General features: G+C 39.9%; 22 protein-coding genes. 15 read left to right on the plus strand and 7 right to left on the minus strand.

The genetic code is table 11. The features are described from left to right. Positions 1–18: 18 nt before the first annotated feature. From L0Z67_RS20025 to dgcA, 6 genes are all read left to right on the plus strand, one after another. Positions 19–1590, plus strand: coding sequence for an amidohydrolase family protein (locus L0Z67_RS20025; protein ID WP_392353386.1), 1572 nt, complete (start codon positions 19–21; stop codon positions 1588–1590). Positions 1591–1754: 164 nt separating this feature from the next. After that, positions 1755–4145, plus strand: coding sequence for a M14 family zinc carboxypeptidase (locus L0Z67_RS20030; protein ID WP_405128743.1), 2391 nt, complete (start codon positions 1755–1757; stop codon positions 4143–4145). A gap of 78 nt (positions 4146–4223) precedes the next feature. Continuing rightward, a complete protein-coding gene (locus tag L0Z67_RS20035; protein WP_392353390.1) occupies positions 4224–5948 on the plus strand; it encodes a Na+/H+ antiporter NhaC family protein in 1725 nt (574 codons plus the stop codon). Positions 5949–5964: 16 nt separating this feature from the next. After that, positions 5965–6840, plus strand: coding sequence for a LysR family transcriptional regulator DgcR (gene dgcR / locus L0Z67_RS20040; protein WP_062567850.1), 876 nt, complete (start codon positions 5965–5967; stop codon positions 6838–6840). A 121-nt stretch (positions 6841–6961) separates the two neighbouring features. Further along, complete coding sequence (dgcN, locus tag L0Z67_RS20045; protein ID WP_237118802.1) at positions 6962–7960, plus strand: N-acetyltransferase DgcN; 999 nt, start codon at positions 6962–6964, stop codon at positions 7958–7960. Continuing rightward, positions 7954–9033: an L-Ala-D/L-Glu epimerase DgcA gene (gene dgcA, locus L0Z67_RS20050; RefSeq protein ID WP_392353393.1), complete on the plus strand. Its 1080-nt coding sequence runs from the start codon at positions 7954–7956 to the stop codon at positions 9031–9033. The genes dgcN and dgcA overlap by 7 nt, the downstream gene beginning before the upstream one ends. A 53-nt stretch (positions 9034–9086) precedes the next feature. Here dgcA and L0Z67_RS20055 read toward each other — a convergent pair whose 3' ends face one another. Next, the gene (locus L0Z67_RS20055; RefSeq protein ID WP_392353395.1) at positions 9087–9545 is read right to left on the minus strand and encodes a GyrI-like domain-containing protein; all 459 of its coding nucleotides are present in this window, start codon (positions 9543–9545) and stop codon (positions 9087–9089) included. A gap of 188 nt (positions 9546–9733) precedes the next feature. Between L0Z67_RS20055 and L0Z67_RS20060 the strand changes: the two genes are divergently transcribed. The 5 genes from L0Z67_RS20060 to L0Z67_RS20080 all read left to right on the plus strand — a co-directional run bounded on the left by L0Z67_RS20060 (position 9734) and on the right by L0Z67_RS20080 (position 14091). Beyond that, positions 9734–10360, plus strand: a complete 627-nt coding sequence (locus L0Z67_RS20060) for a fused MFS/spermidine synthase (protein WP_130152033.1) — start codon at positions 9734–9736, stop codon at positions 10358–10360. After that, the gene (locus L0Z67_RS20065; RefSeq protein ID WP_392353398.1) at positions 10345–11235 is read left to right on the plus strand and encodes a spermidine synthase; all 891 of its coding nucleotides are present in this window, start codon (positions 10345–10347) and stop codon (positions 11233–11235) included. Before L0Z67_RS20060 ends, L0Z67_RS20065 begins: the two co-directional genes overlap by 16 nt. A gap of 265 nt (positions 11236–11500) precedes the next feature. Beyond that, a complete protein-coding gene (locus tag L0Z67_RS20070) occupies positions 11501–11977 on the plus strand; it encodes a MarR family winged helix-turn-helix transcriptional regulator (protein ID WP_130152031.1) in 477 nt (158 codons plus the stop codon). A 4-nt stretch (positions 11978–11981) separates the two neighbouring features. Further along, on the plus strand, positions 11982–13043 hold the full coding sequence (locus tag L0Z67_RS20075) for an HlyD family secretion protein (RefSeq protein WP_237115531.1): 1062 nt from the start codon (positions 11982–11984) through the stop codon (positions 13041–13043). A gap of 13 nt (positions 13044–13056) precedes the next feature. Beyond that, complete coding sequence (locus tag L0Z67_RS20080) at positions 13057–14091, plus strand: DUF2955 domain-containing protein (RefSeq protein WP_062567843.1); 1035 nt, start codon at positions 13057–13059, stop codon at positions 14089–14091. An 11-nt stretch (positions 14092–14102) separates the two neighbouring features. Here the strand turns inward: L0Z67_RS20080 and L0Z67_RS20085 are convergent, their stop codons facing one another. After that, positions 14103–14420 (minus strand): hypothetical protein, encoded by a 318-nt coding sequence (locus tag L0Z67_RS20085; protein WP_062567842.1) that lies wholly within the window; start codon positions 14418–14420, stop codon positions 14103–14105. A 132-nt stretch (positions 14421–14552) separates the two neighbouring features. Then, positions 14553–14966 carry an alternative ribosome rescue aminoacyl-tRNA hydrolase ArfB gene (gene arfB, locus L0Z67_RS20090; protein WP_062567841.1) on the minus strand — a complete coding sequence of 138 codons (414 nt, stop codon included), beginning with the start codon at positions 14964–14966 and terminating at the stop codon, positions 14553–14555. Between the two features lie 110 nt (positions 14967–15076). Here arfB and L0Z67_RS20095 point away from each other — a divergent pair, with 110 nt between their 5' ends. Continuing rightward, positions 15077–15625 (plus strand): hypothetical protein, encoded by a 549-nt coding sequence (locus L0Z67_RS20095; RefSeq protein ID WP_062567840.1) that lies wholly within the window; start codon positions 15077–15079, stop codon positions 15623–15625. Between the two features lie 27 nt (positions 15626–15652). Here L0Z67_RS20095 and L0Z67_RS20100 read toward each other — a convergent pair whose 3' ends face one another. Genes L0Z67_RS20100 through L0Z67_RS20115 form a run of 4 tightly spaced genes read right to left on the minus strand, consistent with a single transcriptional unit; the run spans position 15653 to position 18073 of the window. Next, the gene (locus L0Z67_RS20100) at positions 15653–16405 is read right to left on the minus strand and encodes a phytanoyl-CoA dioxygenase family protein (protein ID WP_392353402.1); all 753 of its coding nucleotides are present in this window, start codon (positions 16403–16405) and stop codon (positions 15653–15655) included. 2 nt (positions 16406–16407) lie between these two features. After that, positions 16408–16989 (minus strand): uracil-DNA glycosylase family protein, encoded by a 582-nt coding sequence (locus tag L0Z67_RS20105; RefSeq protein WP_392353404.1) that lies wholly within the window; start codon positions 16987–16989, stop codon positions 16408–16410. Positions 16990–17008: 19 nt separating this feature from the next. Beyond that, a complete protein-coding gene (locus tag L0Z67_RS20110; RefSeq protein ID WP_062567837.1) occupies positions 17009–17371 on the minus strand; it encodes a VOC family protein in 363 nt (120 codons plus the stop codon). 3 nt (positions 17372–17374) lie between these two features. Further along, positions 17375–18073: an aspartate/glutamate racemase family protein gene (locus tag L0Z67_RS20115; protein WP_392353406.1), complete on the minus strand. Its 699-nt coding sequence runs from the start codon at positions 18071–18073 to the stop codon at positions 17375–17377. A 197-nt stretch (positions 18074–18270) separates the two neighbouring features. Here L0Z67_RS20115 and L0Z67_RS20120 point away from each other — a divergent pair, with 197 nt between their 5' ends. The 3 genes from L0Z67_RS20120 to L0Z67_RS20130 are packed head-to-tail and all read left to right on the plus strand — an operon-like array spanning position 18271 to position 20545. Beyond that, a complete protein-coding gene (locus L0Z67_RS20120; RefSeq protein WP_237127515.1) occupies positions 18271–18615 on the plus strand; it encodes a hypothetical protein in 345 nt (114 codons plus the stop codon). Further along, a complete protein-coding gene (locus tag L0Z67_RS20125) occupies positions 18612–20213 on the plus strand; it encodes a PepSY-associated TM helix domain-containing protein (RefSeq protein ID WP_392353408.1) in 1602 nt (533 codons plus the stop codon). Before L0Z67_RS20120 ends, L0Z67_RS20125 begins: the two co-directional genes overlap by 4 nt. Further along, positions 20210–20545 carry a DUF3325 domain-containing protein gene (locus L0Z67_RS20130; protein ID WP_062567834.1) on the plus strand — a complete coding sequence of 112 codons (336 nt, stop codon included), beginning with the start codon at positions 20210–20212 and terminating at the stop codon, positions 20543–20545. Before L0Z67_RS20125 ends, L0Z67_RS20130 begins: the two co-directional genes overlap by 4 nt. Positions 20546–20620 lie beyond the last annotated feature (75 nt).

A 20620-nucleotide genomic window follows, 5' to 3' on the forward strand; every position in this document is an offset into this window, starting at 1 on the left:
TGCTTTATGGGATAAAAAATGCGAATTAATAAACTAACAAGCATCATCGCGAGTGTTATTTTACTGGCGGGTTGTACTAAGGGAACCCTGCAATCTATCGACACAATTATTATTGGAGAGGTTATTTATAGCGGAGCATCTGAAACTCCGTTTTCTGGTGTGATTGGTATTGATAAAGGCAATATAGTCTTCGTTCAAAAACATCTACCTACTGATATCAAAGCAAAAAAGACAATTAACGCGCAAGATTTTATCATCGCACCTGGTTTTATTGACCCTCATACACATGCGTGTAACGATTTTAAAGGTGGGCTGACAAATCTAAATGCAAACTACTTAACGCAAGGTGTCAGCACCGTATTCTGTAACGTCGATGGCGGTGGCGATGTTAATGTTGCGGGAACATTGCAAGATTACCAGCAGCAAGGTATTGGCACCAATGTTGGGCTTTATGTTGGTCATGGTTCAGTCCGTAAGGCGGTAATGGGACGCGTAAATCGCGCGCCAAGCAACAGCGAGCTTGAGCAAATGAGAGAGCTTGTAAAAGAGGCAATGAACGCGGGAGCATTGGGTTTATCAACAGGGCTTTATTATGTGCCTGGTAACTATGCGACAACCGAGGAGGTTATTGAGCTGGCTAAAGTCGCAGCAGAGCATGGTGGTGTTTATGATAGCCACATTCGTGATGAAAGCTCTTACAGTATTGGTCTTATAGGCGCTATTGAAGAAGTTATAACAATTGGTGAAGAAGCAAGGTTGCCCGTTCACATCGCTCACATTAAGGCGTTAGGAACCGACGTGTGGGGAGAAAGTGAGCAAGTTATTAAACTTATAGATAATGCGAGAGCGCGGGGAATTAAGGTGTCTGCGGATCAGTATCCTTGGCGAGCCTCAGGAACCAGTGTTGCGGGTAGTCTAGTACCACGTGAAGTGCTTGCCGGTAGCAAAGAAGAGTATTTAGCAAGATTACAAGACGCTTCGCAATGGCCTACAATTCGTACAGCCATGTTAGAAAACTTAAGGCGCAGAGGCGGAGCTGATTCTTTATTGATAAGTGACCCTACGCGCCCTGATATATGTGGTAAGACACTGGCTCAAATCGCTGAAGACTGGCAGTTGGATGCAATTGACGCAGCAAAAAAAATAATTATTTCAGGTAATGCGCGGGTTGCCAGTTTTAATATGTCTGAGGACGATATTAAAGCGTATATGCAAGCTCCATGGGTGATGACTTCATCCGATGGCAGCCCTGGTCACCCAAGAAAGTACGCCTCTTTCCCAAAAAAATATCATGAATATGTTTATCAAAAAAAATGGCTAAATCTAGCTGAGTTTATACATAAAAGCAGCACGCTAACCGCAGAGACATTTGGTTTAACTAATCGAGGAAAATTAGTTGTGGGAAATGTCGCTGATATTGTTATTTTTGATAAAGAAAAATTTGCTGCTAATGCAGATTATTTAAACCCAGAAAAGCTAAGTTCTGGTGTGCAATGGATGCTGATAAACGGCCAGTTAGCTATTGATAATGGCAAAGTGTTAAATGTATTGGCAGGCCAAACTATTCGACAAAATCAATCACTAAGGTAGTCATTATGAAAATGTTTTTTAAGGCGCTTTTCTGTTGTCTCATCATGTTTTCTTCTTGTTATGTGTTCTCTAGCGCCGCGAGCAACTTTTATAGTCCAGCAACGAATTTTAATACAGATATAATTTCCCCAGAGAACTTTTTGGGTCATCAACTAGGTGAGCAAATGGTTCGTAATGATCAGTTAGTTGCTTACTTTAAGATGTTATCAGAACAATCAGAACGCGTTAGTTTTGAAGTAATTGGCTATAGTCACGAGCGCAGGCCAATAATTACTTTGACAATTAGCTCGCCAGCAAACCTAAAAAAGCTGCCCGAAATACAGCAAAAGCATATGCTTTTACAGCAAGGTAATGCATTAAATACTTCAAATATGCCAGTGATAAGTTGGATTAACTTTGGTGTTCATGGCAGTGAAGTAAGCTCAACAGACTCTGCGATACCTATTGCCTACCACCTTGCAGCTGCACAAGGTAAAGAAACAGAAAAGCTATTAGAAAATAGCGTTATTTTGTTAACAGCTAGTATGAACCCTGATGGCAATAGTCGTGAAGCCTCTTGGAATTTACGTTATCAATCAGAGGTAGCTATTAGCGACCCTGCGCATGCTTTACATGGTTCTCCATGGCCGTCAGGGAGAACCAATCATTATTGGTTTGATTTAAATCGGCAGTGGATGTTGCAGCAACATCCAGAGCCCGTGAGTTGGGTGAAAAAGTTCCATGACTGGCGACCAAATATCGTGGCTGATTTTCATGAAATGCGCTCTTATAAATCGTTTTATTTTCACCCAGGCGCACCTGATAGGGTTCATCCATTAATCAATAAGCAGGCTATGGGGTTGTTATCGGATGTTGTCGAGCAACCTCGCGCGTATCTAGATAGCGCTGCTACTTTGTTTTTTAATGAAGAGGCCTATGATAATTTCTACCTTGGTAAAGGAGCGACTTATCCACATTTATACGGCAGTTTAGGTATTCTATTTGAACAGGCCAGTTCTGCTGGGGTTTTGGAAACACCAAGAGGGCTGTTGTCATTTCGAGAAAATATTAAAACGTATTATCATGTAGGCCTAGCGCTTCTTAATAATGCTGTAGACAAAAAACAGGCCTTACTTAATTATCAGTATCAGTTTTCTAAAGAGACTAAAGAAACCGCGAAGAACGATAGTGTAAAAGGGTATGTATTTTCAGCACCAGAAGACCCTGCAAAGATCTTTCATTTCTTACAGCTACTTAGCCGCAATAAAATAGACGTTAAGCCCCTGACAAAAGACATGACCGTTAACGGTAAATCATTTTTTGCAAATCAAGCATACGTTGTTGAATCAGCTCAAGCGAGTTATCCCATGCTTAAAGGTTTGTTCTCAAAAGTAACGCGCTTTGAAAATAATACATTTTATGATGTATCTGGCTGGACGATGCCGTTAGCTTTTGGCATTGAATATGAAGAGCTCAAACAAAGTAATTACCAAGTAGGTGAAGTGCTTGCGGTTACTTTTCCTCGCCAACCCTCCCCAAGCGAGGCTCAGGTTGCTTATGCATTTGAATGGAGCAATTATTACGCCCCTAAATTGATGTATCAATTACTGCAAGAAGGTTTTCGTCCCCGTGTTGCTAATAATGGCTTTCAAGCAGAAACAGACCAAGGGCAAAAAACATTTATGCGCGGTACAGTGGTGGTGCCTGTATCGAATCAAGATAAAAGTAAATTACATTCATTAATGAGCCAGGCTGCGGAGCAAGATGCGATAGCTAGCTACGCATTGCAATCATCGCATACTCAGAGTATTGGCATGGATTTGGGTAGTAATAACATCGAAGCAATTGAACAGCCTCACGTATTACTTGTTATTGGGCCTTCAATTTCACAGTATCAAGCTGGAGAAGTTTGGCATCTACTTGATAAGCGCATGAATATTCCTAGTGTTTTAGTGACTAAATCACAGTTAGAAAAGTTAGATCTAAATAACTACAGCCACATTGTGCTTGTTGACGGTCAACACGCAAATATTAATAAGAAAACCACCGATAAGTTATTAACTTGGGCCCGCTCGGGAGGGACATTTATTGGTATAGCTGACGGTGCAAAATGGGCCAGCAAAGAGTTACTAGACCTTGTTACGGTCGAGATTAGCCCAGGCATTGAGAATCAGCGAGAAAGAATCAATTATGGCCAGAAGTCACACCTTGAAGCGCAAGATATTATTGGTGGTGCAGTCATGTTAGGAGACTTAGACATTACCCACCCGCTTGGATACGGCTATGTAAGAAGAGAGGTTGCCAGTCACCGAAGTGGCTTACTGGCGTTTGAAATGCCAAAAAACCCTTACGCGTCTATTGTACAGATAGCTCAAAAACCGTTATTAACAGGGTTTGCTTCAGTTGAAAATCAACAGCAACTAGCAGGAAAAACAAGTTTAGTTGCACAAAGGTTAGGAAAAGGAAGTGTTATTTTATTTGCCGATGATCCAAACTTTAGAGGCTACTTTTATGGAACAGAGAAGCTATTTTTAAATAGCTTATTCTTTTCAAAGTTATTCGTATCGCCCAGATAGTGTGCATTTTTGAGCCCCAAGCGTTCGACTTCGGGCTCAAGTTGGGTGTTCATTTGCATTTCAAAAAAAGACAATAAAATGATAAGCAACAATAAACTTTTACCCTTTCTGATCCTTTTAAGTGCCATTGCAAGTGCATTGTATGTGAACTTTTTTGTCACTCCAACATGGTTAGAGCAATCTTATTTATATGATACATATCAAACTGAGCATAATCAGTATGCTTATATTTATAAAGGAAAAGAAGTCACTATAAACTCAGTTGTGGCATATCAAGACTCACCTTTAAATCAAGCCTCTTTAGATGCGAGTAAACAAACTCCGAGTTTAGAAGAGCAATGGGTTATGACTGATGATGGCGAGGTACGCTTACTTAAACCTGCCTTTCATTATGGTTTATGGTCACTGCTGCCTGCATTTGTCACCATTTTATTGTGTTTGATTACCAAAGAGCCACTTACGTCTCTATTTAGTGGCATTGTTGTTGGGGCTTTATTACTTGGTCACTACGATTTAACCAATGACGTTATCATTGTGAATTTAGCAACTGAAAGTAGCGCTGCTTTGTTATTACTTTACTTGTGGTTATTAGGCGGGTTGATTGGTATCTGGTCTCGAACTGGGGCGGCTCAAGCGTTTGCAAACTTTATGACAAAGCACTTTGTGAAAGGGCAGCGCTCAGCCAAATTAATTTCATGGTTTTTAGGCGTTATTTTCTTTCAAGGCGGTACCATGAGTACAACCTTAGTTGGCACCACAGTGCGCCCCCTTGCTGATAAAGCAAAAGTGAGCCATGAAGAAATGAGCTATATTGTTGATTCAACAGCCTCCCCTATTGCATCAATCCTCGCATTTAATGCATGGCCTGCTTATATTCAAGCGCTAATTTTTGTACCTGGGGTTTCTTTTCTTGCCACAGAGTCCGAGCGAATTAAATTTTTCTTCTCAAGTATTCCATTTAGTTTTTATAGTTTTTTCGCCGTTTTAGGCACATTTTTGTTGAGCATGAATATTACGCGTTTTTCTGGCAAGCGGATTAGAGATGCTCATCAACGCGCATTATCAACAGGACAGCTTGATGCCCCAGATGCAACACCATTGAGTGCAAAAGAGTTACAGCAAACCCATGTCCCTTCTCATTACTCGCCACATGTATTAGAGTTTTTATTGCCTTTGATAAGCTTGATTAGTATCGCCATTATTACTTTTTTATACAGTGGTACGCCTGAAGTTAATTGGGCATTTGGGGTTGCGTTATTAATGTCTGCGTTTATTGCGTTGTGTAAAGGTATGTCGTTAAGTGACCTGATGGACGGGTTTGCAACAGGCTTAAAGGGGGTTGTTGTTGCCTCTGTTATTTTAATGCTTGCGGTTATTATAGGAACCATTAGTAAACAAATTGGTGGAGGTTTGTACCTTGTATCTTTACTTGGGGATGGTTTGCCCTTTTGGCTGCTGCCAATACTTCTACAGCTGATCACGCTCGCAATAGCTTTTTCAACAGGCACAAGTTGGGGAACCTATGCTGTCGCATTTCCTTTAGCAATGCCACTTGCTTGGGCTATTAGTCAATCACAAGAACTCGCACATCCAGAGTTATTTATGGCTGTATGCTTTGCTGCGGTTTTAAATGGGAGCGTATTTGGTGATCAGTGCTCACCTATCTCAGATACAACGATTTTAAGCGCTATGACCACAGGGTGTGATCTGATGGACCATGTTAAGTCGCAGCTTGTTCCTGCATCAATCGCAGCTGGTCTGGCAGGTTTACTTTGGACTTTGACTGTTTACTTTTTTGCCTAACTTTGGGAGTTAATAAATGCGACTGCGACATATCGAAGTGTTCCATGCAATCTATACAACGGGTTCAATCACGAATGCCGCTAAAGCTTTACATGTATCACAACCCTCGGTTAGTAAAGTTTTATCGCATGCGGAGATGCAATTAGGTTTTAAGTTATTTGAGCGGGTAAAGGGACGTCTCATTCCAACTGAGGAGGCGTCGATGCTATTCAACGAAGTTGACAAAATTTACCAGCAAATGCGGTCGATTAAAAACACAGCTGAAAATATAAAAAAAGCTGAGTTTGGCAATATAAATTTAAGTGTTACACCTGCCTTAGGTTTCGATGCACTTCCCTGTGCAATAGCAAAGTATCATCACGCGTATCCAAAAGTTAACTTTAATGTGCAGACGATTCATAACAATGAAGCATTGCAAGCATTACTTGAGCATAAGTGCGATTTGGCTGTTGTTTTTTCGCCGAGTGCGATGCCAGGCGTTAAAGCTATTAAAATTGCACAGTCAGAGTTGGTTGCGGTATTTCCTAAACGTTTATTTCCATCTATACCTGCTCAGCTGACTTTTCAGGAACTTGAAGGGGCTGAATTTATTGATATAAGTGATAGTGGCCCTTTAGGGCACCTGTTGTGGAAGCGCATGCTTGAGGAAAATATCGTACTGGACTCTACAATTAAAGTGCAAACTTACTTTATTGCTGCACGCTTGGTAGCACAGGGAGTGGGTGTATGTATCGTTGATAAGTATACTGCTATGGGAAACTTGTCAGATGACATTGCTATCGCCTCATTCAGCCCTCCTTTATTTTTCAACGTGAGTGCTCTTCATTTAGAAAATAAAGTTTTATCACATGTTTTAGACGCCTTTTTAAATGAGTTATCTAATTGTATTTAAAGGGTATTTTATCTGGCTATAAACATAGGTTATAGGTGCAATAATTCTTCATTCTTTTCTAAATTTTAAAAAATAATATGCTCTGTTTAGTCAATTTTTCTTTCTAAATTAGAGATATATTATGCAAATTAAGCCTCCTTATTTACTATTTATCGGTGATGCGACCGATAAACTCTCAATTAAAATGGCACAAAGTTTAGCTGATTGGCGCGCTGAACTTTGTGTAGGCGAGCTGAGCGTTAACGGTTGTACAGTCAGTACTGGCCTCAATCAATGTAGCATCTGTGAAGCTGCTAAGTTAGGTGCAAAAACATTCGTTCTAGGTTTTGCTAATAGTGGTGGTGTGTTAGACAAAAAGTGGTTGCCAATTATTAGTGAGGCAATAGAGCACGGAATGAACATCGTAAGTGGGCTTCACGATAAGCTCACTAACTTTGATGAGCTGGTCAGTCTTTCGCAAAAGCACAATACAAACTTATTGGATATTCGTCATCCAAGTACAGCATTTGCAACAGGCAAGGGATATAAACGCAAAGGTAAGCGATTACTTACTGTGGGAACAGATTGCTCTGTAGGTAAAATGTATACAAGCTTAAGCCTAGAGAAAGCGATGAAAGAACAAAATATAGATGTCGACTTTAGGGCTACGGGGCAATGCGGAATTTTAATCTCAGGCAGTGGTGTAGCGATAGATTGCGTTATTGCTGATTTTATTTCCGGTGCTGCGGAATCATTAAGTCCTGATGCAGAGGAAACTCATTGGGATATTATCGAAGGGCAAGGTTCGCTGTCACACCCTGCTTTTGCTGGAGTTAGCTTGGGATTGTTACATGGTTCTCAGCCTGATGCGTTAGTGATATGTCATGCTTTAAATAGAACCCATATGCGTGGCTTACCCCATACTTCCTTTCCTAGTATTGAAACGACGATAGAGTTAAATATTGCTGCGGCAAAATTAACGAACCCTGATGTTCAGGTAGTCGGTATTTCCGTTAATACATCCAGTGTTAGTATTGAACAAGGAAGTGAAATCTGTGAGCGTCTGAGTCAGACATTTGGTGTGCCATGTGTTGATCCCTTACGTGATGGCGTCGATTCAATAGTGGCCAACTTATGCTAACAGAAAGATTGTTCAATATATCCTTAGAAACGTTGTCGAGCGTTTACACTGTCTCTGTTTTTCATCAATCAATACCATTGAAATCAGACTTTAAAATTTCTAGAGGAACAAAAAAGAGCGCTGATGTGATTGTGGTTGTGATTGCAGACAAAGAATTTTACGGCTGGGCTGAATCGGTCCCCTATGCGCGTTATGATGAATCAATAAATACATCGACAAAACAAATTAAAGCATTGTTTTGTGATCGTTCCTTCACTCGCAAAATGGAACTTTCTGAGTTAATTAATACACTTCCCGCTGGTGCTGCCCGTAATGCACTAGATTGTGCTATGTGGGATCTTCAGGCCAAACAAAGTGCACGACCAGTTGCAGAAATATTGAGTAAAACCAGTATAACGAGTATTTGCGCGCATACACTTAGCATTGATACACCAAAAGCCATGCAAGAGGCTGTATTAGCGATGAATTCCCCTCCTCTAGTGAAAGTAAAACTAGATAAACAAGACATCATTGCTCGGATGACGGCTATTGCAAACGCAGCGCCTCATAGTCAGTTTATCGTAGATGCAAACGAAGATTGGTGCTTTCGTGATTTAGAAGAGAATGTAGAGGCGCTAAAAGCACTTAATGTTGTACTAATTGAGCAACCTCTACCCGCTGGTGAGGATGAGCAACTGATTAACTTTACATCGCCAATCCCTCTTTGTGCTGATGAATCATGCCATACTGAAAATGATCTTCCTTATTTGCAGGGACGATATCAAGTTGTCAATATTAAACTCGATAAAACAGGAGGATTAACTCAAGCCTGTTCGTTAGTCAGCAAAGCCCAAGAGATGGGATTTGATATAATGCTTGGTTGTATGGTGGGCAGTTCTCTAGCGATGGCGCCAGCCTCATTACTTGCATCACAAGCTCGTTATGTCGATTTGGATGGGCCACTGTTAGTGTTAAAAGATCGAAAGCATCACTTTATTTATGCTGATGGTCAAATGAGCCCTCTTCAAAGTTGTCTATGGGGAGGTGCGCATAATAGTGAGCGCTTTTTCGTTGATTGCTTACAGCTACAGTAATGCTTTTCAATTAAGCTCCCAGAATCTTGTCATAGCTGGGAGCTTAGAGATATTTATTCTACAGAAATAAACACCTCGACCTCTTCACTATTCTTGTAAAACTCATAGTCAGTTTTATAAGCGCGAATATATGGGCAGTGCTCATTACTAAAGTATTGCCATACTTGCCCCCATACATCCACAACTGTTTGAGGCATGGCTCCTTGACCGCTAAAGCGAAGATATTTTCCCGTTGCAAGGTCTATTGATTCTGTATTCGCTGATTGTACAGGGGTACTGGTACAAGCATATACATCAAAGTCACCCGTAACATCTGACTCGTAATGTGTGTATACACCATAAACTTGGCTTTCAGGAGATAATTTTGGCGCAACATTGGCATAAAACTCTTGCCATAACCTCGCTATTTTAGCGCCTTGGCCACTCATTTCATTACTGTTACAAGTGCGAACTTTTAAACCAAATAGTGTTGTGGAGTTATCGATAGTGATATGTGTTTTTTGCTGATCCATAGCGCTTTTTCCTTGTGTATTTTGTACCTATAAAATATCAGAATTTTGGATTAGATATATAGCTTTTTTGAAAAATTTTAGTCTTGAGCTTTATGGATGTATCTAACAGGCTAAAAAATAGTCATAGTATCGTAATCACCATCAGGTTAAGATGAATTTAAATTAAAATAAAATTAGCAGGTGTTTTTATGAATAAAATCAATGCTCTCATCTACTTTCTCGCATTTAGTAGTGGCTTTTGTATCATGGGGATTGAGCTTTTAGGAGGGCGAATTTTAGCCCCCTATTTTGGTAGCAGTGTACATATTTGGGGCAGTATAATTACAGTGTTTATGCTGAGCTTATCAATTGGCTATCTACTAGGCGGAAAGCTTTCTACACGTAACCCTTCCTTAACCAAATATGGCGCTATCTTTTTTATTGCCAGTATTATGGTCGTACCCATTGTTTTATTTGCTGAGCCTATTATGGCTTTTATTTTTAGCCATATTGAAGACAGCCGTTACGGTTCTTTACTAGCCTCAACAGCATTGTTTTTTATTCCAACGACTATTCTCGGAATGATTTCGCCTTATTCAGTGCGATTATTGGTTACCGATCACGAAAAAAGCGGTCAGGTTGCCGGTGGTTTATATTTTGTCAGCACTTTAGGTAGTGCTCTTGGGACTATCATCACATCTTTCTACATGGTGTTAGCTTTTGATGTAAACGATATTATTAAAACATTTGCATCAGTACTCGGTGCGTTAGGCCTACTTGCTATTGTCGTCAGTCAAACACGTACTAAGGAGCGTACAGTATGTTTAGAGTCTTGATAGGGTGTGTAATTTTGATATTGTCGTTCGGTGTCTACTGTGAGGTAATACATAAGGAACGCTCGTTATATCGCAATATATTAGTTGAAGAGTCCGGTGATTTACTGTGTTTAAAATTTAATGAAAAAACCCGCAAAAGTACGCAAAGTTGCATGTATAAAAGTAAGCCCAAAAAGCTGGTGTTCAACTACACAAAAATGACATTTGCGAGTTTACTTTTTATCGATAACCCCCAAAATGTGCTTATTATCGGTTTAGGCGGTGGGACATTATCCAATACTATCCACGAGCTTTATCCTAACGCAAGTATAGAAAATGTTGAGATAGACCCCGCTGTTATTAAAGTTGCGCGTGATTATTTTCAATTTATAGAAACCGATAAAGTGACTTCAAAAGTACAAGATGGGCGTATTTTTATTAAACGAGCGGCATTAAAAAAGCAGAAGTACGATTGGATTATTCTTGATGCCTTTAATGGTGACTACATTCCTGAGCACTTACTGACGAAGGAGTTTTTTGCTGAGGTAAAAAGTGTGCTTGCTGAGGGAGGCATTGTTGCTGCTAATACTTTTTCTTCAAGTAAGCTTTATCAGCATGAGTCCGCTACTTATTATGATGTGTTTGGTGACTTTGTAAATGTTGTGACAGATAAAAACTCAAACCGCATAATCTTGGCGGGGTTAAATGCGATGCCAAGTGAGCCGCAAATAGCAAAGCGCGTAAAACAATTAGCGGTTAAGTTAGCGCCATATGATGTAGATATACATTCTTTGAGCGAGCATTTGTTTTATACCAGAGATAATCAGGATTGGCCTGAAGATACTAAAGTACTGACGGATCAATATTCGCCAGCAAATCTGTTAAATTATCAATAAGTACATGTTTTTTAATGAGACTGATTTAGTTGCTCTGCTGTTGGCAGAGCAACGATACCTACCTACCCCGTTTTTGACAGGGCTAAACTAATTGAAAAAGGGCGAGAACTGAAAGGGTATTGCTTCAAACCGTTTGGCTGTGCATAAGTTTCGCAACTTTTCGTTTTTTTCGATTGATCCTATTTGTTTTATAAAATGCATTAATATTTACTTAGCATGCTAAGTAAAATATAATAGTTAGCATGCTAAGTAATTGGAGTGCATTATGTCTTCGACTATCCCCTTTCATGAAACGTTAGATTTAACCCTCTGCGGGAGCATGGGTCGTGTACATCGTTTGTGCCGTGATGCCGTCACGCTCGCTGTGGAACCTCTTGGTCTAACTCAGTCTCGTTGGACTGTTATGATTCATTTGTTTCACTTAAATCAGGGTTGTACCCAGCAAGAGTTGGCGCATAGCTTGGGTATTGAAATGCCGTCTTTAACACGCACTATCAAGCAGCTTGAACAACAACAGATTATTGTACGTAAAGCTGATGCAGAGGATAAACGCAGTAAGCGACTGTATTTTACTGAACAAGGTCTAAACTTACTGGAGACCTTGCGTGTGATCATTGCAGATGTAAAACAAAACCTTTATGCAGATTTAACAACACAACAGCTCGATACTATGGCACATGGCCTTGTTCAGATGGAAAAGAATGCCCGTCAGTGTATTAATCACTACTCAGGAGATAAATAACTTTATGACACCGGATCAAAAATTTGCCCGTTATGTAAAAATCTCCTTAGTGGGCTTCATTGTTTTATTTCTGTATTTTGTAATTGCTGATCTTTATATGCCAGTGACGCCACAGGCCCGTGTATACCACCCTGTTGTGCAAGTGACACCGCAGGTAAGTGGCCGCGTGACGGAGGTTTTAGTAACCAATAATCAAGCAGTCGAAAAGCGCCAAGCATTGTTTAAGATTAATGATGAACCGTTTGAGTTGGCTGTTCAACAGGCTGAGCTTGCTTATGACGATGCTAAACTTCAAAACCAACGTTTAGACAGCAGTGTGAAAGCAATTGAAGCGCAGCTCGCGGCAGCGAAAGCAAAGCTGCATGAGCAAACATTATTGTTTGAACGTGGTGAATCGTTACTAAAAAAACGCTCTATTTCAGAGCAAGAATACGAAACAATCAATGCAAATTACCAATCAAGTAAGGCAAATGTAGCGGCAATTGAAGCTCAGCTTAGCGAAGCTAAACTTGCTCGCGGTAAAATGGGTGATGATAACTTAGCATTACGTCATGCCCTGAATCAGCTTGAACAGGCTAAACTCAACTTGTCTTATACAACAGTAACGGCCGATACCGATGGTAAAACTGCCAACTTACAAGTGACAGCGGGTACATATGCCAATAAAGGCCAACCTTTAATGGCGATTGTTGCTAACAAGGCTGATCTTGTGGCTGATTTTCGCGAAAAGTCCTTGGTGCACGTGCAAATTGGCAGTACTGCGAAAGTAAGCTTTGATGCGCTACCCGGCAAAGTATTTACTGGCAAAATTGTTAGCTTTGAAGCGGGAGTCAGTGATGGCCAGCTTAATGCTAACGGTTTACTCAGTGCCACTGAAAGTAGCAATCGCTGGGTACGAGATGCGCAGCGTCAACGTATTCATATTCAATTGGATGAGCACCAAATGTTAGCTAAATTTCCAAGCGGAGCTCGTGCTACAGTTCAGCTTTTGCCTGATTCGAGCGTTGGCAGTTGGTTTGCGAGCATGCAAATTCGCTTTATCAGTGTTCTGCACTTCATTTACTAAGGCAGGGTAAGTTATGTCAGTATTGCAACTCGATGGTAATGGCTTGCGCCAAGCGCTACGCATTGCCACGGGCTCAGCATTAGGGTTCGCACTGGCAAAATTGATGAACTGGCCTAATGGCATCTTTTTTACTGTTTACCCTATGTTATTGCTCGGTTTAGTCCCTGTACTTAATATGCATATTATTCGTCAGTTTTACGCTGGTGCTGTATTCAGTGCATTGTTTGTGCTTGTGGTACAAGGATTGTTTTCCCACTTACCCGTTGTTATGACAATGATGAGTTTTGTCGCATTTGCTTTTTTGTTTTATCAAATGAGCCGTGGCGCTAATTTCTTATTTGGTGCCACAACGGTTGTGAGTTTGTCGATTCAATTGCACTTTTCGACCTACACAGGTGGAGGAGTAAGTATCTATCCTCTGATAATTAGTAACGCTGTTGCTGTTGTGGTTACTGTTGTTTTTTCGATGCTCATGCATGGTTTGTTTCCTGATGTTGCACCGCGTCAAGCACGTGTAATGCCCGAAAAAGCGAAAGAAAGTGTACGCCATGAAGTATTACTTTGTTCAACAGTGGCAACCTTATCGTTTGTGGTATTTCAGGTATTTGATTTACAAGATTCTATCTCCGCACAAGCGGCATCTGTATTGATCTTATTTTCATTGTGCTGGAAAGCGGCTGGTATGGCGGCGTGGCAGCGTGCAGTTGGCACATTAATTGGCTGTAATTTAGCGTTAGTTGCACAGCTCTTTTTATACAATCACACTGATATATTGATTTTTCCTGCGCTTATCTTATGGATTTTGACGTTCATCTTTAGTCGATATCATATAATTTCTGGCGGCATTCCGGGGGTTGGCTTCGGTATTATTACTACGTTTGGTATTTTGTTTGGTCAATCGTTAGGACCTGGGCAGGACTTGGTTTACAGTGCCTTATATCGGTTTTCGTCAGTATCAGTAGCGATTCTTGTTAGTTTATGTGCTGTGTATATTATGCATCATATACTTAATCGTTTTGCTGTAACACGGCATCATACATTTGATTAATAAAAAGGGAGTTAATCTGATGAACTCCCTTTTTTATTGTTCGCTTCAAAAATAGTGGGTAATGATTTCAATAATTCATCTTGTTTCACCACATTTTGCACACAGGTTTTTGAGACAACATCTGCAACCCATGCTCCCCACTGTGAGCTACCTGGTTCTTCACCAGGGGTGGCCCACCATCGAGCCTTGTATAAAATCTCGTTGTAGCAGGTTTCACTCCCTTGCGGGTACGCGCTACCAGCTTGCCAAGAGTCAACCGCAAAACTAGACATAGGTAAAACTGACAGCGTTATCATTGCAATTGCAAAACAGCGTGTTTTGTAGCCCATATACGGCTCCTTCAAAAGTGAGATAGAATTATTATTATAGTATTTGCTAGATTAACCATCAATTAACTTTGTTAACAAGTTACACTTCTTTACAGTTCTGCTTAATTTTGATACTAAGTCGTAATTATAAAGTTATAATTTTATGTTTTTCCTTAGCTCTTTTGTTTGTCCTCTTTTTGTTTTGCTGTCCATCCTCTTGCGTTGAGAGTTTTTACTTGGTTTGGTTGGTCTGCGTTTCTTTTGAACCTGTGTGGCACTTATAATAAGTTCTTTTAAGCGGTTAAGTGCATCCTCTTTATTAAGTTCTTGAGTTCGGTGGTTTTGCGACTTTATTACAACAACACCCTCTTTTGTGATTCGAGAGTCATTTAAATTTAACAGTCGTTGTTTGTAAAAGTCAGGAAGTTTGGAACGATTAATATCAAAGCGTAAATGGATAGCACTCGCCACTTTGTTCACATTTTGCCCACCCGCTCCTTGAGAACGGATAGCGCTTATATCGAGCTCCCATTCATCGATTGTTACAGTATTGGAAATAATTAACATTAGGTTCAGTTAGCTGTGATAAAAACTATATTCTAACATTTGTAATTAGCTGATCATAATAACCCGTTAAAACTAACTGGCGGCTAAAAATTGTACACAAGGAGAATCTGATGAAAGCGTTACTTATATCATTGAGTTTACTTATAATGAGTTTTTCAAGCTTCGCAGAAGATATTACGGAAAACCAACTTCAAAGTTATATTAAAGCGTTACCTGCAGTGGCTAATTGGTCGCAGAATCAGCCTGAGCTTAAAAACGTTGACTTAGGAAGTATGTTAAGTGGTTCTGAGGCAACGAATACCTCATCAATGATGGGGTTTCTTGATCAAATAAAACAACACGAGCTATATACTGAGTTTGCGGGCTTAACTGAGCAATATGGTTTTACGCCAGAGCAGTTAATTGTCGTTGGTTCTGAAGTATCAATGGCCTATTTAGCTAATTTAAAAGGTAGCTTGTCTAGTGACAATCAAAAGCGTGTTGATCAAGCTGTAACAGGCTTACAAAGTTTCGGCGCTTCTTCGGCTAATTCGGGCACACGCTCGTTGGCAGGTGCATTAGAAGGGGCAAAATCAAGCACTAACGTGAACGAAGGCAATGTGAATTTGGTTAAGGAATATATGCCACAACTAAAACAACTATTTGCGATGTTACAGTAATCTTGTCATTCAATAAAAAACGGCTAACTAGCCGTTTTTTTGTGGCCAAATAAAGGCATCTGGGTTGTCGAGTTGCAGCTTCTGATTTTCAGTTGGTAAAAAATCGGTTTGTAAAAATTGCTCAATACTGGGATGACGATCAAAGTATAAAATATCAAAAGCAAACCGATTTAAGCCATATAGGCCTCTATGAATCATATTTGCAGAAAAAATTAGTAAGTCCCCTTTTTGAAGAGCAATCGTTTTTCCATTCTTTAGTGCGTTACTATTTGAAGCCCCCTGTTCCTCTAGCCGAACTGTTAACTCCTCTTTTGAGTCCCAGTGTTTATGGCTTGCAGGAATGACTTCAATACCAAGTTCATCTTCAAAAGCCACTCGACAATGCAAAACCTCTGGGCCCTTAAGCGCTTCTTTTTGCTCGGTTAGGTTTAAATGGTACTGCATATCTCTGTGCCAATAATTACGCTGTTCTTTTTTGTAAGGGTTAAAGAAAAGTTGGGTATTCATAAAGCATGGTGCAGCAATAATTGGTCTTACATGGTTGAGCAAAGTATCTGAATTAATGAACTTAAATAAAATTAATTTTTCGTCATCCGTTAAACATCGTGCTGCAGTAAGCCCTGAACTATTGATACCTTTAGTTTTGTAAAAATGTTGGTTTTCCTGTAACCAGTTATTATGAAACTTATCTAGAATTGGGCGAACCTTTGATAGGCTCTTGTCATTGTAAAGGCCCTTTACATGGTAATAACCATATTGTTGATAATAGCGGTTTTGCATTATTAGCCTTTAAGTATGGAGCGTACTTTTGTGCCAAGCTCAGGCAGTACTTGTTGTTCAAACCAAGGATTTTTCTTTAGCCATATATTGTTGCGGGGGCTTGGGTGAGGTAACGGAAGATGGCTTGGCCAATAGTCACGCCATGATTTTACTAACTCTGTTAATGGCTGCTTCTTTGTTTGTGGTAAATGATAAGCTTGCGCATACTTGCCAAGCACAATAGTAAGCTGAATATTATTTAATTGCGCCAGAAGCTTCTCTCGCCATGCAATAGCGCATTCTTTTCTTGGCGGTAAATCACCTGATTTGCCTTTTCCTGGATAACAAAAACCCATAGGTAAAATAGCAAAATTCTGTTCATCGTAGAATTCATCAGTACTTACATTAAGCCACTCTCGAAGTCTATCGCCACTTGCATCATTGAACGGCTGACCTGTTTGATGAACTTTAACTCCGGGCGCTTGGCCTGCAATTAAAATACGAGCGTTACTGTTAAACTGGATAATAGGGTGTGCGCCAAGTGGTAAATGAGGTTCACAGATCACGCATTTACTAACTTGCTCTAGTAAAAGTTTTGTATTCATGAGTTAGTAAAAATATGATCTAGGCTTGTTTTGACCAAACAGCTAGTTCATTACCGCTTGGCTCTGTGAAATGAAAGCGATAACCACCCGGAAAATTAAAAAGAGGTTTTATTATTTTACCGCCATGGCTCTCAACCTGTGATTGAGTTTCCTTAATGTTGTTTGAGTAAAGCACTAACAACGCCCCACCATTCGTTGATAGACATTTTAATGGTGCTTGATAAAAGCCCCCGTCTAGGCCTGCAGATTCACAGCTAAATGCGGTGTATTGAGGTCCATAGTCAGTAAACTGCCATTTAAACACATGCTGGAAGAAAGCTTTAGTTGCTGTTAAATCGCTCGCAGCAAATTCAACGTAATTTAAAGTATGATGGTTTGACATTATTTATTCCTCATTAAGGCTATGCTCAAGGGCCATTTCACAATGTAGCGTAGTGCTATCAAGCAGCGGCATTGAAGTATCAGCTTGCTGTACTAGTAATGCGATTTCTGTACAACCTAGAATTACTGCCTCAGCTCCTTGCTGTTTTAGTTTATCAATAATTGCTAAGTACGCAGCTTTAGACTCTGATTTTATAATCCCTTTGCATAATTCATTATAAATAACATTATGAATGATGGCTCGCTCCTGTGCTGCTGGGACTAACACATCAATAGAAAATTTATCTGCTAGTCGTTGTTTATAGAAATCCTGTTCCATAGTGAACTGGGTTCCAAGTAAAGCGACCTTTTTATGATTATTTTGGATCAGGTTTTCACCAACTGCATCAGCAATGTGTAATAAAGGAATTGAAATCGCAGCTTGTACTTGCTCAGCTAATTTGTGCATTGTATTGGTACAAATTAATAAATAATTCGCACCTGCAGCCTCAACTTGCTTGGCTGCTTTGATCAGTATCTCTGCCATCTGTGGCCAATCTTGTTGCTGTTGTAATCTTGCTATTTCGGCAAAATCTAAGCTTACCAGTACTATTTTTGCACTATGCAGTCCACCAAGGCTTTCTTTAACACCTTGATTTAAAAGCAGGTAATAACTTTGCGTTGACTCCCAGCTCATACCGCCAATTAATCCTATTGTTCGCATCCAAGCACCCCATTCGGTTTTTATATCACCTTATGATATTAGGCTTCGCAAAGCCAGTAGATCATTATTTTACTAACTAGAGAGTACTCAATAAATTTACTTATTCTTCATGGTTACGCAAATGATAATCACTATCTTTTTTATTTTGTCAGTTTATAATAGTGCGCTTTCTATTCGTGTTTATTTAAAGGATTATCATGCATTCACAATCCATTGATGCAGTGCCTTCGCAGCGTCCTAAAAATGTGTTTAAAAAGCGCTCTGTGAGCATATCTTACCGAATATCGGTATTCTTTCGGTTTATTGCTGCCATCTTTGGGGGCTATGTATTTACCAGTGTACTTATCTCTTTGTTAGCCATCTTGCTTCCCTTAAATCAGCTAGACAGTGTGTTATTAACCACTACGTTGTCGGTATTTTTTTATAGTTGTGTTTTTATTTGGGTGTTTGCAGTTAAGTCATTAAAGCGTGTCTGGATCACTATTTTACTAACTACAGGTGTCCAGTTTGTAATTCTTTCGTTGATTAAGGGTTGGTTATGAAAGAGAACTTTTTTCGTTCAATGACCTGGCTACATACTTGGGTTGGTTTGTTAGTATGTTGGTTATTATTTTTAATTTTTTTTGCTGGCACCATCAGTTTTTTTAAAGACGAGATTACTTATTGGTTCGAGCCAGAAACGCACACTGTTACTCATCAAGATAACCGCCTAGCTAAGCAAAGACAGCAAATTAACTATGCTGTAGAGCAGTTGCAAAATAAAGCAGCAGACTCATCATCATGGCGTATTTATTTACCTGAGCCTCGTAACCCTTTATATACCTATAGTTATGCTGAGCCTAAGCAGCCAGGGCAACGACGCGCTAAATTTACTGAGACTTATTTAGACCCTACTACCAATGAGCAAATTGCGCCGCCTAGAGAGACCAAAGGCGGGTATTTTTTCTATCGACTGCATTTTGATTTACATTACATCGATGTCAGAACGGCACGTTGGCTAGTGTGTCTAGCATCATTATTTATGCTGATTGCCTTGATTACTGGTGTTGTTATTCACAAGCGTATTTTTAAAGATATGTTTAGCTTTAGAAAAAACAAAGGAAGTCGCAGTTGGCTTGATGCTCATAATGTATCATCGGTATTAGCCTTACCATTTCATATTATGATTACGTATACAGGCTTGATAACCTTAATATTTATGGTTTTCCCCTACCCTGCTCAAACGGTGTATGAGAAGGGGCTACAACAAATGTTTAATGAGGCAAGTCCTATCAGGGCTCGTGTCGAATCGAGTGATGTTCCTGCGCCACTGGTTAGCATGAATACTATTTTAGATCAGGTTTATACTAAGTCACCTGATGCCGATATAGGTTTCTTCTTTATTCGCGATGCAAACAAAGAGTCATCACGCGTGAGTGTGTATTTGAACACAGGTAAAGAGGTCGTGGATAATGGGGCGGCATTTTTATTTTCAGGTAGTACTGGCGAACTACTCGCTGAGCAAGGTAAAGATTGGTCGGCATCAGCACGCTTTTATGATTCGATGACAGCATTACACGTAGGGCGACTAGCTAGCCCATTATTACGCTGGCTATATTTCTTATGTGGTATCGCTGGCTGCGCAATGATTGCTACAGGCTGCATTATGTGGGCTAAACGTTTAAGGGAGCGTTTAAAGCCGCAGCAGCAAGCTGGGGTTGGCTTGAAATTAGTAGAAACGTTAAATCTAGCTACCCTGATGGGGTTACCATTTGCAACGGCATCATTTTTTATTGCTAATCGATTATTACCTTTAGAGATGGTAGCGCGTGCCGATAAAGAAATACTCGTGTTCTTCCTCGCATGGTTAGCAATGACTGTGTTGGCAATAATAAGTAGCTCTAAACGTCAATGGCAATTAGCAGCGTGGCTTAACGCATTGGTATGTTTTGCTGTTCCTTTAGTAAATGCTATGACAACCGAGGGAAATTGGATCAGTTATTTACTAACTCAAAAATGGACGCTGTTTTGCGTTGATTTTGGTTTCATTATTGCGGGAAGCCTGTTTATTTTACAGGGCAAAAAATTACGTACTGCTAGCAAAAAAGTAAGTACTCGCCGTTTTCAAAAGCCCAAGGACCTTAAGGAGCAACAAGGATGATGGAATTACTGCAGTTTAGTTTGTGCTTTATGGCATTTAATTGTTTTGCTTTAGCAAAGTTTAACCATTTTCGTGAAGTTTTTAAAAAGAAGCTAACGGATAAACAACGACATAGCTTTTTAGCTACAGGCTGGATCACTATTTTACTAAGTTTAGTGTTATCTGTACTGAGCGAAGGTGGATATGGTGCATTATTGTTTTGCGGTTATATGGCGCTAAGTGTACTTATGCTCATGATTTTATATAGTTTTACTGTTTCATGGGTAAAGCATATCAGTATACTCAATTTATCAATTTTACTGTTAAGTTGCTTTTCGGTAATGATTTTCTAGCTTAGTTAGTAAAAAACTGATCTGAAAAAAATGGGTAGGCATAGCCTACCCGAGCAGGGAATTAAATTGGGGGGA

Source organism: Pseudoalteromonas sp. PB2-1, assembly GCF_045040605.1.
GTDB classification, from domain to species: Bacteria; Pseudomonadota; Gammaproteobacteria; order Enterobacterales; family Alteromonadaceae; genus Pseudoalteromonas; species Pseudoalteromonas arabiensis.